Genomic DNA, 15,554 nt, shown 5'->3' with positions numbered 1-15,554 from the left:
ACGGGCAGCAGTCTGGGAAACCCGAAGTTGAGAGGATTCCCAATCATGCGTCAGATCGACCATTTCATCGCGGGCGGGTCAGATGGCACCGCCTCCCGCCTCGGGGATGTTTTCGATCCCAACAATGGCGGCGTGCAGGCGCAAGTCGCGCTGGCAGGTCAGGCAGTCCTTGATCGAGCGGTTGCCGCTGCACAGGCAGCACAGCCGGAATGGGCCGCAACCAATCCGCAGCGTCGCGCCCGCGTGATGTTCCGCTTCAAGGAACTTGTCGAAGCCAACATGGAGGAGCTGGCGCACCTGCTTTCCTCCGAACATGGCAAAGTCATTGCCGATGCCCGCGGCGACGTACAGCGCGGGCTCGACGTGATCGAATTCGCATGCGGCATTCCCCATGTTCTCAAGGGCGAATACACGCAGAGTGCGGGTCCGGGCATCGACGTCTATTCGATGCGCCAGCCAATCGGCATCGGCGCAGGCATCACGCCTTTCAACTTCCCGGCCATGATCCCCATGTGGATGTTCGGCGTGGCGGTTGCGGTTGGCAATGCCTTCATCATCAAGCCGTCCGAACGCGATCCGTCCGTGCCCGTGCGACTTGCGGAACTGTTCCTCGAAGCAGGAGCACCGGAAGGGATTCTTCAGGTGGTCCATGGCGACAAGGAAATGGTGGACGCGATCCTCGATCACCCGGCGATCGGGGCAGTCAGTTTCGTGGGTTCATCCGATATCGCGCATTATGTCTACAATCGCGGCGGCGCGGCCGGGAAACGTGTCCAGGCCATGGGCGGAGCCAAAAACCACGGCGTCATCATGCCGGATGCGGATCTCGACCAGGTGGTCACCGATCTCGTCGGTGCGGCCTTCGGTTCAGCGGGCGAACGCTGTATGGCCTTGCCCGTCGTGGTCCCCGTTGGCGACGATACGGCCAATCGGTTGCGCGAAAAGCTGATCCCAGCCATCGAAGCCTTGCGCGTCGGAATTTCTACGGATGCGGAAGCTCACTATGGCCCTGTGGTTACTGCCGCACACAAGGAAAAGATCGAAGGCTGGATCGCGAAATGTGCTGAAGAAGGCGGTGAACTTGTCATCGACGGGCGTGGTTTCACCCTGCAGGGACATGAGGATGGCTTCTTCGTCGGCCCCACGTTGATCGACCACGTGACGCCCGACATGGAAAGCTATCACAACGAGATTTTCGGCCCGGTGCTGCAGATTGTGCGCGCTGCCGATTTCGAGGAAGCGCTCACGCTGCCCAGCAAACACCAATATGGCAATGGCGTGGCGATCTTCACGCGCAACGGCCATGCCGCGCGCGAGTTCGCCGCCCGCGTCAATGTCGGTATGGTCGGGATCAATGTACCTATTCCGGTGCCGGTCGCCTATCATACCTTCGGCGGTTGGAAGCGGTCGGCCTTTGGCGACACGAACCAGCACGGCATGGAAGGCGTGAAATTCTGGACCAAGATCAAGACTGTCACCCAACGCTGGCCCGATGGGGGCGTGGGTGCCGCTGCCAACGCATTCGTCATCCCCACCATGGGGTGATCCAGTCCGACGAATTGCCAGTCAGCGCTTCTGCCAAGTAACCGCAGCGAAGCTGACTGGCGATTTGGTTGTACAGGCCGGAAGGAAAAGCCATGACCGACCAGTTCCAGCTCACTGATGACCAGCTTGCGATTCAGGAAATGGCACGCCGGTTCACTGCCGATGCGATCACGCCCCACGCTGCAAGCTGGGACGAAAACCATTCATTTCCGCGCGAAACGATCAAGGCCGCCGCAGAGCTCGGCTTCGCCGCGATCTACGTGTCCGAGGAAAGTGGCGGCATAGGGCTGGGGCGGCTTGAGGCCGCTTTGATCATGGAGGCATTGGCCTATGGCTGCCCGACGACCAGCGCATTCATATCGATCCACAATATGGCGTGCTGGATGATCGACTGTTTCGGGGGGGACGAAATCAAGGGCCGGTTCCTGCCGCAGTTGATCACCATGGACAAAATGGCGAGCTACTGCCTGACCGAGCCTGGTTCCGGCTCCGATGCCGCCGCGCTCAAAACCACGGCACGACTGGAAGGCGATCATTATGTCGTGAATGGGACGAAGCAGTTCATAACCGGCAGCGGCGTGAACGACATCTACCTGGTCATGGTCCGAACCGGAACGGAAGGGCCGAAAGGCATTTCCTGCCTCGTGGTCGAAAAAGGAATGGACGGTCTCAGCTTTGGCGTCCCCGAACGGAAGCTGGGCTGGAACGCCTCCCCCACCGCGCAACTGATGTTCGACAACGTGAAAGTGCCGGTCGCCAATCGGATCGGCGCGGAAGGTGACGGCTTTCGCTTCGCCATGGCAGGACTCGATGGCGGGCGGCTCAATATCGGGGCCTGTTCGCTGGGCGGCGCTCAACGCTGTCTCGATGAAGCCATCGCCTACACCAAGGATCGGCAGCAATTCGGCCAGGCGCTCGCCGACTTCCAGAACACCCAATTCACTTTGGCCGATATGGCCACCGATCTCGAAGCCGCCCGCGCCCTGCTCTACCTCGCCGCGTGCAAGGTCAATGCGAACGCGCCGGACAAGTCGCGTTTCTCGGCAATGGCCAAGCGGCTTGCAACCGACAACGGTTCATCGGTGGTGGATCGCGCCCTGCAACTGTTCGGTGGCTATGGGTACTTGTGCGATTACCCCATCGAGCGGTTCTGGCGCGATCTGCGTGTGCACTCGATCCTTGAAGGCACCAATCAGATCATGCGGATGATCGTCGGCAGGGACCTGTTGCGGTAATGGCTGACGAACCGGCAAGTGATGAAGTCCTGGTCCAGACCCGGGGCAATGCAGGAATCCTCTCGCTCAATCGCCCCAAGGCAATCCATGCACTGACACTGGGCATGGTCCACATCATGCGTGATGCCTTGATACAGTGGAAAGACGATCCGGCCATTGCAGTCGTGATTATCGACCATGCCCCCGCTCCGGATGGCGACGTCAAAAAGTCTCGAGGCTTTTGCGCCGGCGGCGATATCGCCTTCCTCCGCAATTCGGCGTTGAACGACGGGGGCGTGACCGGGCGGCAGTTTTTCTACGATGAGTATCAACTCAATCATCTGATCTTCACTTATCCCAAGCCCATCGTTGCTTTCATGGACGGGATCACAATGGGCGGCGGCGTGGGCATCTCTCAGCCTGCGACATACCGGGTGGCCACCACCAATACGCGGTTTGCCATGCCTGAAACGGGAATTGGCCTCTTTCCTGACGTCGGCGGGGGGTGGTATCTCTCACGGCTACAGCACCGCCTCGGGCAATATCTGGCGCTCACGGGTGCGCGGCTCGATGGTGCGGAATGCCTTTGGGCCGGACTTGCCACTCACTATCTGAACGCAGAAGCCCTGGCCGAGGCCAAGCGGAAGATCGCCGAGACACCAGACGGCATCGCCGCTATTCTGGACCAACTCTCCGAAACTCCTCCCGCCCCGCGCCTTGCCGAGCATGCTGACGAAATTGCCCGTCTGTTCGCCTCTGACCAATATGAAGCCATTTTGACCGAATTGGCGGCAGACGACAGTTCATTCGCGAGTGAGAATCTGGCCTCCCTCCAGACGAAGAGTCCGCAGACTTGCAAGGTCGCGTTGCGACAACTCGCAGACAGCACCCGGATGAGCGATTTCGCCGCCAATATGACAATGGAATATCGTATCGCCAGCCGCGTGCTTACCCGACCGGATTTCGCGGAAGGCGTGCGGGCGATCATTGTCGACAAGGACAACACCCCCAGATGGGATCCGGCAACGCCTGAAAGCGTGCCTTCCGAACTGATCCAATCTATTTTCGCGCCGCTTCCGGCAGAGCAGGAATGGAAACCGTTATGAGCTATGAAAATATCCTCGTCGAACGGCATGGCACCGTTTCGCTGATTACACTGAACCGCCCACAGGCGCTCAATGCGCTCAACTCGCAGGTGCTGGAAGAACTGATCTCGGCATTCACCGCGTTCGAGGCAGACCCGGATCTGCGATGCGCGGTAATTACCGGCTCTGGCGAAAAGGCATTTGCCGCCGGTGCAGACATCAAGGAAATGGCGGATAAACCTGCCGCGGATTTCTATGGCGAGGATTTCTTCGCCAAGTGGACCAGCCATCTGGTCAAAGCCACTCGCAAGCCATGGATCGCCGCTGTCAACGGCTTCGCACTGGGCGGCGGTTGCGAACTGGCAATGATGGCTGATTTTATCATCGCAGCCGACAGCGCGAAATTCGGCCAGCCTGAAATCAAGCTCGGCGTGGCTCCCGGCATGGGTGGCTCGCAGCGGTTGACCCGCGCAGTGGGCAAATCCAAGGCGATGGAAATGTGCCTGACGGGCCGCATGATGGGCGCAGACGAAGCGGAACGCTGCGGTCTGGTCGCGCGCATCGTACCGCTGGCCGATCTGCTTGCCGATGCGCTGAAAACCGCTGAAGCTATCGCCGCGATGCCTCCCCTGGCTGCCATCGCCAACAAGGAAATGGTCAACGCCGCATTCGAGACAACCCTCGATCAGGGCCTCCTGTATGAGCGTCGGCTGTTCCAGGTGCTTACGGCGACCGAAGACAAGGCAGAAGGCATGAAAGCCTTCATCGAGAAGCGTCCCGGCAACTGGAAGGGCCGCTAAGCGTAGAAATCCGGCGTTCCCGGTGGGAGAAACAACATGAAAATCGCCTTTATCGGCCTCGGCAATATGGGCGGCGGAATGGCCGCAAATCTCGTTGCAGCGGGGCATGAAGTCCATGCCTTCGATCTGAGCGAACAGGCTTTGGCCAGCGCGCAAGAGAGCGGCTGCGAGCCCTTCACTTCCGTTCGTGACGCCGTTCAGAATGTTGACGCTGTGGTCTCGATGCTGCCCAACGGCGCGATTGTTCAGCGCGTCTATACCGACGACGTTATCGGCCATGCTCCGGCAGGGGCGGTGCTGCTCGATTGCTCCACCATCGACGTTGCCACCGCTCGCGCGGTTGGGGAGGCCGCAAATTCCGCCGGGTACGACATGGTCGATGCGCCTGTTTCCGGCGGCATTGCCGCAGCCAATGGTGGAACTTTGACTTTCATGGTGGGCGGGACCGAGAGCGCATTCTCCCGCGCGGAACCGGTCCTGTCAGCCATGGGCAAGGCGGTCATCCATGCCGGGGCACTGGGCGCTGGCCAGGTTGCGAAGATCTGCAACAACATGCTGCTGGGCATTCACATGATCGGCACATGCGAAGCCTTCTCCATGGCGGAAAAGCTGGGTCTCGATCCGCAGAAGTTCTACGATATCAGTTCCGTCTCATCCGGTCAGTGCTGGTCGATGACCAGTTATTGCCCGATGCCCGGCGTGGGTCCGCAAAGCCCGGCGGATAATGGCTATCAGGGGGGCTTCGCCACTGCGCTGATGCTCAAGGACCTCAAGCTGGCCATGGAAGCCTCGCAAACATCGGGGGCCGAAGTCCCAATGGGGCAGCGTGCCAAAGAGCTCTATGAAGCCTTTGCCGAAGCGGGCAACGGCACCCTGGATTTCTCCGCGATTATCAAGACACTGTGACCTCCGGGCACCGGTCTCTCCATTTTTGCTTCAGTAAAACGGTGATAGGCAGTGGCCGGTGTCGGGTATTGCGTCACACGTCCTTTTTCCAAGGTTATTTACAAGACAACCCGCTCCAATAATCCCTTGCAAGAGGGATCAAGTTGAATATAGTTCATTTTCCGAATGAAGGCCGCTGCTTCCTATGAAGGCACGGCATGAGCATTCCAGTATATACTCCAAAGCGCCATGGCGCCGATATGGGAGACAGGATGTTCGATCTGGTGCATTGCCATGGCTTGGCTGCCTTCTGCGGCAATTTCCCGCTCTCCCGCGTTGCAACGGTTCCGCATTCGCGAGGACAAGACCATGCGATAAGGCTGCTGGCGGACCAGCAGTTTAATGATCTTGCAGGACCAGAGTGGGTCTGAATAATCTGGACGTTTCTCAATATCGTAACAACGACTTTTCATGGTATGAAAAAGTCATTCATGCAGAATACAAGATGCCGGAATACCCGGCCGAACTAACAATAGTGGCAATGAGTAAATGGGAGAGCCTGCCATGCCTAAATACCGCATGTTAATTGACGGAAAACTCGTCGACGGCGCGCAAACGCTGGATGTCATCAACCCCGCAACGGGTGAGGCTTTTACGCAAGTTGCTCGCGCAGACGAAGCGCAAGTGCTGGAAGCGATCGCTGCGGCAAAGCGGGCTCAGCCCGCATGGGCGGCCTTGCCCATCGACGAACGGCGTGCCTCCCTCCACCGCCTTGCAGACGCCATTCGCGACGATGCCGACACGTTCGCCCGCACGCTGGTGCAGGAACAAGGCAAGCCACTGGAACAGGCTCAGGCGGAAACCGCTTTCGCAGAGATCTTCCTGCGCTATTACGCGGACCAGTCGCTCGACCCGGAACTCATTCAGGATGATGCGGATTACCGCGTCGAAATGCATTATCGCCCGCTGGGCGTAGTGGCGGGTATCACCCCGTGGAATTTCCCTCTCCTGATCGGCGTGTTCAAGCTCGCCCCGGCATTGCTGCTCGGTAATACCTACATCTGGAAACCGGCTCCCACCACGCCGGTCATGGCCCTTATGCTGGCCGAACGCGCCGCTGGCATCTTTCCTCCGGGCGTAGTCAACGTCGTTGTCGATCAGAACGATCTGGGCGCAGTTTTGTCGAAGCACCCCGACGTCGCGAAAGTCACTTTCACCGGATCGACCGCAACCGGTCGCAAGGTCATGGAAGCCGGCGCCTCGACGCTCAAGCGCCTGACGCTCGAACTGGGCGGCAACGACGCCGGTATAGTCCTGCCCGACGCCGACGTGCGCAAGACGGCCGAACGGGCGATCGGCAGCGCCTTTTCCAACTCGGGGCAGGTCTGTATCGCTCTCAAGCGGCTTTACGTGCATAGCTCGATTTACGACGAAATGTGCGAAGCACTGGCGGAAGAAGCAGCCAAATATCCCGTCGGTGACGGCCTGCAGCAAGGCACCCGTGTCGGGCCGTTGCAGAATGCCGCTCAATTTGCAAAAGCGAAGGAATATCTCGCTGCGGCCAAACAGGATGGCAAGATCATCGCTGGCGGTGAGGCCCTGCCAAGTGACGGCTACTTCATTCAGCCGACTGTCGTGCGCGATATCACCAACGGTTCACGCCTGGTCGACGAAGAACAGTTTTCGCCCATCCTGCCGGTCATTTCCTACGACGATATCGATCAGGTGATTGATGCGGCGAACGACTCCGAATACGGCCTCGGCGGCTCGATCTGGTCGAATGATACGGATTCCGCGATGAAGCTGGCGGATCGCATCGCGTCAGGAACGGTCTGGATCAACCATCACACGCACTTCGGACCACACATTCCGTTTGCAGGCGCCAAGCAATCCGGGGTCGGTGTCGAGTTCGGCCGCGAAGGTCTGACCGAATTCGCCCAGCGGAGCGTCGTCAACCTCAGCAAGCAATAAGGGCCGGTGTAAATGCCCCCGATCCCTACCGGGAGAGGGGGCACTTCGCCCTGGCGCATGGCAGTGGCACAGCTCCGATATGCGCGCTATGGCGCGCTATTCACGAGTATGTTCCCGGCCGGACGGGGGCTACAGGTTGCAGCGTCGCGGATCACACATTGTCCGCGCCCGCCCTATACCCCTTTGCACCGGCCCCATGACTTGAGGGGCAAGCGACACGATGCCGCGCATCAGTAAGGAGCGCCAGCAGGATCGGCGAAATTCCATTCTGGCCGCAGGCCGCATGGTTCTTTCAGCACGCGGCTTCAACGATGCGGCCATATCCGCCATCGCGGCGGAAGCAGGCGTTTCGGATGGCCTCGTCTATCGCTATTTCACCAATAAACGCGACCTGTTGATCGCGGTCCTTGCCGACTTCTACGAAGGGATCATCGACAATCTGGAAGTCATACTCGACCAGTATGACACGTTCGAGGAACGTATCAGGGCAATTGTCTACGAACATATTGCCAGGTTCGCATCCGACAAGGAAATGTGCGAACTCTTCCTCACCGAAATTCGCGTCTCGAACAATTACCGGGAAACGGAAATCTTCCGTCTCAACCGCCGCTATACGTCGATCGTCGTGCGTACAGCGCAAGACGGTCTGGCACGCGGTGAAATGAATCCGGCCATCGGACCCCGCCTCTTGCGCGATATGCTGTTCGGCGGGATCGAACACTTCGCCTGGCGGCACATCGGCAGAGGTGTCGCAATCGATGTGGATGAAGGCGCCAGCAAAATTGCCGAAGTCTTGCTGCATGGCGTCTGTGCCAGATCCACCCCGCCCAATCCGCCGAAAGCTCATACAGGTAAGTAGCGGGCCTTGCCCCTCTCCATGTCCCTGATTGATGCTTGGGGATCCAAGGCACATGCTGCCATCCATGGCTCTTAATCTTGATGGTCGATCCGGATGTCAGGGCATGCTCTGACATCCTCGACAAACCATTTTTTCACCTCATTTCACAGGTGCTTCAGGCGCGATATCCAGTCTCATTTCATCCATGGCAAGCCGCTCTTGAACCTTCCCAAACGGCCATTCCATGCTATTAGTGAATCATATTCATCATGAGGTGCAGGCCAGTCTGCCCGCACTCGTCATAAAGAAGGTAATGGGATGAGCGACTTTGAACTGACGGAGGAACAACAAGCTGTTCTCGACACGGCGGACGGGTTCGCACGGGAAGAATTCTGGCCGCTGCAACAGCGCATGGATGATGAAGAATGGTGGCCTGATACGGCAATGCCGGCGCTTGCGCGCATGGGCTTCCTCGGCGTAACTGCCGATCCTTCCCTGGGTGGGGCAGGGAGCGACGTCATGACATCCGGCCTGATCGCCCAGGGCTTGGCGCGGTGGAACCATTCCCTAGCGTTAAGCTATGTCGCACACGAAAATCTCTGCCTGAACAATATCGCCGCCAATGGTTCCGACGACCTCTGCAAACGCTACATCCCCGGCTTGTGCAACGGCACCAGCATCGGTGCGCTTGGACTGACGGAACCCGGTGCAGGCTCGGACGCCATCGGTTCCATGGCGACGACTGCCCGGCGCGAAGGTGATACCTACGTCCTGAACGGTTCGAAACTCTACATCACCAACGGGCCAGTGGCGGACATCGTCCTCGTTTATGCCAAGACGAACAAGGCCGCGGGATCCAAGGGCATTTCCGCGTTCGTCGTCGAAACGAACTCACCGGGCTTCAAGGTCGCTCAAAAGCTGGACAAGATGGGCTTCCGCGGATCGACAACCGCCGAGCTGGTGTTTGAAGATTGCGTCGTTCCGGCCGAAAACCTGATCGGAATGGAAGACAAGGGCGTTGGCATCGTCATGAGCGGGCTTGACCTCGAACGGGCGGTGGTCGCCATGCTCAATGTCGGCATGGCAGAACGCGCACTCGATCTCGCGCTCGAATACGCAAAGACGCGCAAGCAGTTCAACCGCGCAATCGGAGAGTTCCAGCTGGTTCAGGGCAAGCTGGCCGAGATGTACGTCGCGGTCGAAACGATGAAGACATTCTGTTACCGGACTCTGGCCAAAGCCAACGCAATGGATAAGGGCACTGCCGGACGAGGGGAAATCCACAAGCTGACCGCAGCCGCCATTCTCTACGCGGCCGAGCAATGCACCAGGGTCGTATCCGATGCCGTGCAGATCCATGGTGGCACCGGATATATGCGTGAGACGGAGATCAACCGCCTCTACCGTGCTTCAAAGCTGCTTGAAATCGGCGCCGGCACCAGTGAAGTTCGCAAGATCATCATAGCCGGAGAAATGCTGCGCAACTGACGCAGCCAGCGCGAACACTGTCACTGAAACGAATCTGGCGCGATGCCTTGGCAACAATCAACCGCCACCGCATCGCGCCAGTCCCCCTCATGGCGTATTAGCCGAACGCTATCGGATGCCCGATGCGCCTGGCAATGCCATTATTCCCCCCGCCACACGGGCTTTCTCTTCTCTGCAAAGGCACGCGGTCCTTCCTGCGCATCAGCGCTGCGATAGGCGTGTTCCCATGCGTGACGCGCCGCCCGCAAGGCGGCTGTCTTGCCCATCTCGGTCGCAAGCTGGACAGTTTCCTTGCCAGCCAACACCGACAGCGGCGCATTGGCAACAATTTCCCGCGCAAGCCCAAGTGCTTCCTCCAACAGTTGTCCCGGCTCTGCCAGACGATTGACCAGCCCGACTTCGTAGGCACGCTGGGCCGTAATCGGTGCCCCCGTCAGGACGATTTCCATGAATATCCGTTGCGGGATCATGTGGATCAACGGCGCAGCCCACGGGGAACCGCGACCAACCTTCGCCTCCGTAATCGCGAAACGCGCGTTCCGGGCGGCAACGCAAAGGTCGCAGGCCTGCGCCAGCAGCCATCCGCCAGCATAGGCAACACCATTTACCGCGGCGATCGTGGGCTTGGTGATCTCAATGTTGTCGCCGGGGACCGGGAACATATCGCGCGGCGGGACGACGAGTTTCAGCTCCGCCATTTCCTTCAGATCACCGCCTGCACAGAAGGCTTTGTCCCCCGCCGCAGTCAGGATCGCAACACGCAGTTCAGGGTCGTTTTCGAACCGTTCCCATCCCGCAAACAGCCCTTCCCGCACCTCCCGGCCCAGCGCATTGCGGCTATCCGGCCGATTGATTGTCATTACAGCGATTCCGGGTTCGGGAACCTCGAACAGAACGGCGTCAGTCATCAAAAACCTCGTTTCAGCAAGTCGTGTGCCTGCTCTTCCAGACCGGCACGCATATCGGGATGTGCGATGGCGATCATGGCGCGCGCGCGCGCGGCAAGATCCAGCCCAGACAATTCAGCAGCACCATATTCCGTAACCACGACATCAATCTCGCTTCGCGCAGTCGTCACCGGTCCTGACAGGCGCGAGACAATCCGCGAAGCTGTCTTGGCCGTGGCAGGCAGCGCAATGATCGAACGCCCCCCGTGCGAGCGTGAGGCACCCCGCACATAGTCCACCTGCCCACCGGTCCCGCCGACGTAGGCACTGCCCACCGTCTCGGCATTGACCTGGCCCGTCAGATCCACCTCGATGGCGGAGTTGATCGAGACGAGCTTTTCAAGCCCGCAGAGGACCGCGTCGTCGTGAGTGGTTCCCGAACCGCACATCAGGAATACCGGATTTTCATGGGCAAAACGGTATAACCGTTCCGACCCGATCAGTGCGCCGGTCACGCACATTCCCTGCCACTGCCCATGCGTGGCATTGGTGACCACCCCGCTCTCGATCAAATCAACGACTCCGTCGCCGATCATCCCGCTATGAATACCGAGATCCTGCCGGTCCCCGATCAGTTTCGTGATTGCATCCGGCACTGCCCCGATACCGACCTGGATGATCGACCCGTCCTCGATATATTTGGCGACAAAGCCAGCGATTGCGCTGTCCGTATCACCAATGCGAGCCTCCGGAACCGAAACCGGATCGCGGTCTGTCTCAATCGCGACGTCGATGGCCGATCCAGGAATCGTCCGTTCGCCAACGGTGCGCGGAACACGGTGATTGACCTCAGCAATGACTACTCGCGCAGTCTCCACAATCGTCCCAACGTAATCCGCGATCAGGCCCATGCTATGATTGCCGTCCGCATCCGCCGGGCTGACCTGGATAAACGCGACATCGCAAGCGATCGCACCACGTTTGATCAACGTCGAGATCTGCCCGACATGGCAGGGAATAATCCCCAGCAGCCCTTCGGCAGACAGCTTCCGCAAAGTACCGATGGCCCCCATGCTGAAGACCTTGATTGCATCGCAATGTTCCGGCTTCAGCATGCCGGAAAAACTCGAACCCGCGAACAGGGACACGCCACCCAGGTCATGACGTTGGGCAATCAGGGCTTCAAACAATGTCGAAGGTTCGCCGCAGGCCTGCCCGGATACGATCCCGTCACCGGGTTTGATCCATTTGGCGAGATTCAGGACATCGGGTTCAACCCATTCAGTCATTCTCCAGATCCACCTTGAAATAGTCGGGCTTGTCGATCGTCCATTGATCGCCCCATATCTGGTTGCCGCCGTCCACATGGACGACCTCGCCCGTCATGAAGCCGCCGGCAGAACCGCCAACGAAGCAGACTGCATCGGCAATTTCCTCAATCTGCCCGAAACGTTTCATGACATTAGTCCGTGTCATTGCGCGGACAGCGCGCTGATCGTAAACATTCATGCCGCTGGTCGAAATGAGACCGGGCGCGACGCAATTGACGCGAATGCCCAGCGGGGCCCATTCGATTGCCACCGATTTGGAAAGCGAAACGACCCCGGCCCGCGCGGCAGCCGTGTGGGCAACGCCCGGCATACCCCGCCCCACGACTGCGATGATATTGACGATCGAGCCTCCACGCCCCACGTCGCGCCACGCAACGGCGGCCTGACGCATCATGTGCCATGTCCCGGTCAGATTGGTATCGATTACGGCATTCCAGCCGCGCGGTGAAATGTCGATTGCCGGTGAAGGGAATTGCCCGCCGGCGTTGTTGATGACGATATCCGCCGCGCCGAAGCGTTCCCCCACGGCTGCGAAGAGCCCCTCCACCGCTTCCGGATCGCGGATGTTGAGTTGATGGGTCAACAGGCCAGAGCCATACGGCGTCAGCGCCGCTTCTAGCTCCGCCAATGGCTCTGGTTTGCGCCCACAAAGCACCACATTGGCACCCAGCCTGGCCGCGAAATAGGCAATGCCTCTTCCCAACCCCGATCCCGCACCGGTCACGATAACGGTCTGGCCAGCGAAGTAGCCATCGCGCATGGATGGGGCCATCGACGCCAGTTGCGCGTCGGTCCTTCCGTAATCAGTCATATGATGGCTTTCTGCCGTCCTTCCCAATAGGGACGCCGCAGTTCCCGCTTCAGCACCTTGTTCGCCGGGCTGACCGGGAATTCCCCGTCAAAGAAGGTGATCGAACGGGGCGTTTTGTAACCGGCAATCTGCGTGCGGACATGCTCGATGATTTCGATTTCAGTCACTTGCACGCCGTCGTGAATGCGAATGATGGCATGAACCGACTCGCCCCATTTTTCATGCGGAATCCCGATGACAGCGACCTGCCTTACCGCAGGGTGAGAAGCGACGGCGTTTTCGACCTCGGTCGAATAGATGTTCTCCCCGCCGGAAATGATCATATCCTTGACCCTGTCGACAACGTAAACGAGGCCAAATTCATCCATGTAGCCACCGTCCCCGGTATGCATCCAGCCGCCGCGCAATGCTTCCGCAGTCTCTTCCGGACGACGCCAGTAGCCCAGCATCATCGTCTCACCGCGAACCGCCACTTCGCCGACTTCGCCGCGCGGCACCTCGTTGTCATTCTCGTCGACAATCTTGATCTGGACAGCGGGGATCGCCCGCCCGGCAGCGCGATTGCGGCCCTTGGCCCTGTGCTCGCCTTCCAGAAAGGCATGCGGCAACACGGCACAGACAGGCGACAGCTCTGTCATTCCATAGCACTGAATGAACTGCGAATGGGGTAAGGCGGCACTGGCCTTGTCGAGCAGGGTCGCGGTAATCGGGGCCGCACCGTAGAGGACCTTGCCGAGGCTGCTCGTATCGAAAGCCGCGAACTCGGGATGTTCGACCATCAATTGAATGGCGGTCGGAACCAGCAGGGTCTCCGTTATGCCATGCGCTTCGATCAGCTTCAGTGCTTCCAGCGGCTCGAACTGGGCCATCAGAACCGCAGTTCCCCCGCTGCCGATAATCGAAAGCGACGGCCAGGTGCCTGCGGCATGAAACATCGGGCCGTTAACCAGATAGACTGCGTCTTCCCGAAGGAACCCCTCTGCCCAGCAATAGGTGGCTTCGCTTACTACGTTCCGGTGAGACAGCATCGCCGCCTTGGAACGGCCCGTCGTACCCCCGGTATATCCCAACTGGTATACGTCATCACCGCCCCGCCCGGCATCGGCAACAGGTTCCGCATCGGCAACAAGCTGCGCATAGTACGGCAGGTCTCCGAAACCTTCAGATAGCGCGACAGTCTTCATTTCCGGGCGGGCTTGAGCAAGCTCCCGACCGGCAGCCGCCATGGTGTGGTCGAACAGCAGGACGGTCGGCTCGCAATCCGCAACGGCATCAAGCAGTTCGGGAACCGACCATCGCCAGTTGAGCGGCACGACAATGCCACCCGCGTGCGGCACTGCCGCCAGCAATTCGAAGTAGGGCATGTTGGTAAGAGACAGGATTGCAACGCGATCCCCTTCCCTCACGCCAAGATTGCGCAATGCCCCGGCAGCACTAGCGACACGATCCGCATATTCGGACCACGTGCGCTGCTCTTCCCCGAAGATCACGCCCACGTGAGAGCCCCGCATCTGGACTGTCCGCGCAAGCATTGTCGAAACCCCGACAGAGGGTCGCGGCGGTAACCCGCTAGAAGCCGACATCATCACCTCCCTTGAGCGACAGAATCTCGCGGGCTTCGTCGGGCGTGGCGACAGCCAGGCCGAGTCCCTCGATGATCTGCCGCACTTTCGTGACTTGTGCAGCGTTGGTTTGTGCCAGCTCGCCACGTCCCAGCCAAAGGGAATCTTCCAGCCCGACACGGACATGCCCGCCGATTGCGGCTGCGGTGGCAGCGACGCGCATCTGGGCCTGCCCGGCGGCCAGCACTGACCAGCGATAGTCTTCGCCAAAGAGACGATCCGCCGTGCGCTTCATGTGCATCACATCTTCCGGATGCGACCCGATCCCACCCAGCAGCCCGAAGCAGGTCTGTATGAACAGCGGGGCCTGAACCAGCCCCTCGGTCCAGAAATAATGCAGATTGTACAGGTGGCTGGTATCGTAACATTCGAATTCATACCGCGTGCCAGTCGAATTCAACGTTTCCAGCGCGTAGCGAATATCCTTGAAGCTGTTGCGAAACACGAGATCGTGGCTCGCCTCCAGCATCTCCCGCTCCCATTCGTGATCGAACTCGCTGTAACGCTTGAGCATCGGAAACAGGCCGAAGTTCATGGAGCCCATGTTGAGGCTGGCGACTTCCGGCCTCAGAACCTCGGCTGGCTTCACCCTGTATTCCACCGGCATATACGGCGAAGCACCGGTAGTGATATTCACCACGACATCGGACCGCTGCTTGATGACCCGTAGGAAGGGCATGAAGTCATCCGGCGTATGCACTGGCCGGCCATCTTCAGGATCGCGCGCATGCAAGTGCACGATTGCCGCACCCGCCTCAGCCGCCTCCACCGCGCTCTGGGCGATCTCCTGCGGCGTCACAGGCAAATAAGGTGACATCGAAGGTGTATGAATCGACCCGGTTATCGCACAGCTTATGATGACTTTTCCTTTATGAGTCATTCACTTGCTATCCCTCTCCTGTTCTCCGTTGACACTATAATGAACTCTATTCATTATAGTGTCAACGGAGTGGGGTTGGGTATTTCATGACGTACGAGGCCGCTTCTCGCCGGCCCTCCGCAACACCCACCCAACGATGCAACAAAGCCGCCGAGCCCTGGTTCGGGCGAGGCAAAAAGGAAAGAAAGGCCAACCCA

14 protein-coding genes are annotated in these 15,554 nt (G+C 59.3%); 9 read left to right on the top strand and 5 right to left on the bottom strand.

The genetic code is table 11. The features are described 5' to 3' along the window. Positions 1-45: 45 nt before the first annotated feature. From MB02_RS12365 to MB02_RS12325, 9 genes are all read left to right on the top strand, one after another. Positions 46-1,545, top strand: a complete 1,500-nt coding sequence (locus MB02_RS12365) for a CoA-acylating methylmalonate-semialdehyde dehydrogenase (protein ID WP_067537816.1) — start codon at positions 46-48, stop codon at positions 1,543-1,545. A 92-nt stretch (positions 1,546-1,637) separates the two neighbouring features. Beyond that, complete coding sequence (locus MB02_RS12360; protein WP_067537812.1) at positions 1,638-2,780, top strand: acyl-CoA dehydrogenase family protein; 1,143 nt, start codon at positions 1,638-1,640, stop codon at positions 2,778-2,780. Further along, positions 2,780-3,865 (top strand): enoyl-CoA hydratase/isomerase family protein, encoded by a 1,086-nt coding sequence (locus tag MB02_RS12355; protein ID WP_067537809.1) that lies wholly within the window; start codon positions 2,780-2,782, stop codon positions 3,863-3,865. Before MB02_RS12360 ends, MB02_RS12355 begins: the two co-directional genes overlap by 1 nt. Next, positions 3,862-4,644 (top strand): enoyl-CoA hydratase-related protein, encoded by a 783-nt coding sequence (locus MB02_RS12350; RefSeq protein WP_067538080.1) that lies wholly within the window; start codon positions 3,862-3,864, stop codon positions 4,642-4,644. Before MB02_RS12355 ends, MB02_RS12350 begins: the two co-directional genes overlap by 4 nt. Positions 4,645-4,680: 36 nt before the next feature. Continuing rightward, complete coding sequence (mmsB, locus tag MB02_RS12345; protein WP_067537806.1) at positions 4,681-5,550, top strand: 3-hydroxyisobutyrate dehydrogenase; 870 nt, start codon at positions 4,681-4,683, stop codon at positions 5,548-5,550. A gap of 251 nt (positions 5,551-5,801) precedes the next feature. Beyond that, positions 5,802-5,960, top strand: coding sequence for a hypothetical protein (locus tag MB02_RS17720; RefSeq protein ID WP_156495511.1), 159 nt, complete (start codon positions 5,802-5,804; stop codon positions 5,958-5,960). Positions 5,961-6,093: 133 nt separating this feature from the next. Beyond that, complete coding sequence (locus MB02_RS12335; RefSeq protein WP_067537801.1) at positions 6,094-7,500, top strand: aldehyde dehydrogenase family protein; 1,407 nt, start codon at positions 6,094-6,096, stop codon at positions 7,498-7,500. A gap of 220 nt (positions 7,501-7,720) precedes the next feature. Beyond that, entirely contained in the window at positions 7,721-8,359 is a 639-nt protein-coding gene (locus MB02_RS12330; protein WP_067537798.1) for a TetR/AcrR family transcriptional regulator, read from the top strand. Positions 8,360-8,656: 297 nt separating this feature from the next. Beyond that, the gene (locus MB02_RS12325) at positions 8,657-9,826 is read left to right on the top strand and encodes an acyl-CoA dehydrogenase family protein (RefSeq protein ID WP_067537795.1); all 1,170 of its coding nucleotides are present in this window, start codon (positions 8,657-8,659) and stop codon (positions 9,824-9,826) included. Between the two features lie 140 nt (positions 9,827-9,966). On the opposite strand, the gene MB02_RS12320 is transcribed toward MB02_RS12325, so the two are convergent. Genes MB02_RS12320 through MB02_RS12300 form a run of 5 tightly spaced genes read right to left on the bottom strand, consistent with a single transcriptional unit; the run spans position 9,967 to position 15,357 of the window. Continuing rightward, the gene (locus MB02_RS12320) at positions 9,967-10,734 is read right to left on the bottom strand and encodes an enoyl-CoA hydratase/isomerase family protein (protein WP_067537792.1); all 768 of its coding nucleotides are present in this window, start codon (positions 10,732-10,734) and stop codon (positions 9,967-9,969) included. Beyond that, the gene (locus MB02_RS12315; RefSeq protein ID WP_067537789.1) at positions 10,734-12,002 is read right to left on the bottom strand and encodes an acetyl-CoA hydrolase/transferase family protein; all 1,269 of its coding nucleotides are present in this window, start codon (positions 12,000-12,002) and stop codon (positions 10,734-10,736) included. The genes MB02_RS12320 and MB02_RS12315 overlap by 1 nt, the downstream gene beginning before the upstream one ends. After that, positions 11,995-12,855: an SDR family oxidoreductase gene (locus tag MB02_RS12310; protein WP_067537785.1), complete on the bottom strand. Its 861-nt coding sequence runs from the start codon at positions 12,853-12,855 to the stop codon at positions 11,995-11,997. The genes MB02_RS12315 and MB02_RS12310 overlap by 8 nt, the downstream gene beginning before the upstream one ends. Further along, positions 12,852-14,366 carry an AMP-binding protein gene (locus MB02_RS12305; RefSeq protein WP_067538077.1) on the bottom strand — a complete coding sequence of 505 codons (1,515 nt, stop codon included), beginning with the start codon at positions 14,364-14,366 and terminating at the stop codon, positions 12,852-12,854. The genes MB02_RS12310 and MB02_RS12305 overlap by 4 nt, the downstream gene beginning before the upstream one ends. 58 nt (positions 14,367-14,424) lie before the next feature. Next, positions 14,425-15,357: a BKACE family enzyme gene (locus tag MB02_RS12300; RefSeq protein ID WP_067537782.1), complete on the bottom strand. Its 933-nt coding sequence runs from the start codon at positions 15,355-15,357 to the stop codon at positions 14,425-14,427. Positions 15,358-15,554: the final 197 nt, after the last annotated feature.

It is taken from the genome of Croceicoccus estronivorus (assembly GCF_001625325.1).
In the GTDB taxonomy this organism is placed as follows: Bacteria; Pseudomonadota; Alphaproteobacteria; order Sphingomonadales; family Sphingomonadaceae; genus Caenibius; species Caenibius estronivorus.
The sequence above is the reverse complement of the archived record's forward strand: the minus strand, read 5'-3'. Positions and strand labels throughout refer to the sequence as shown.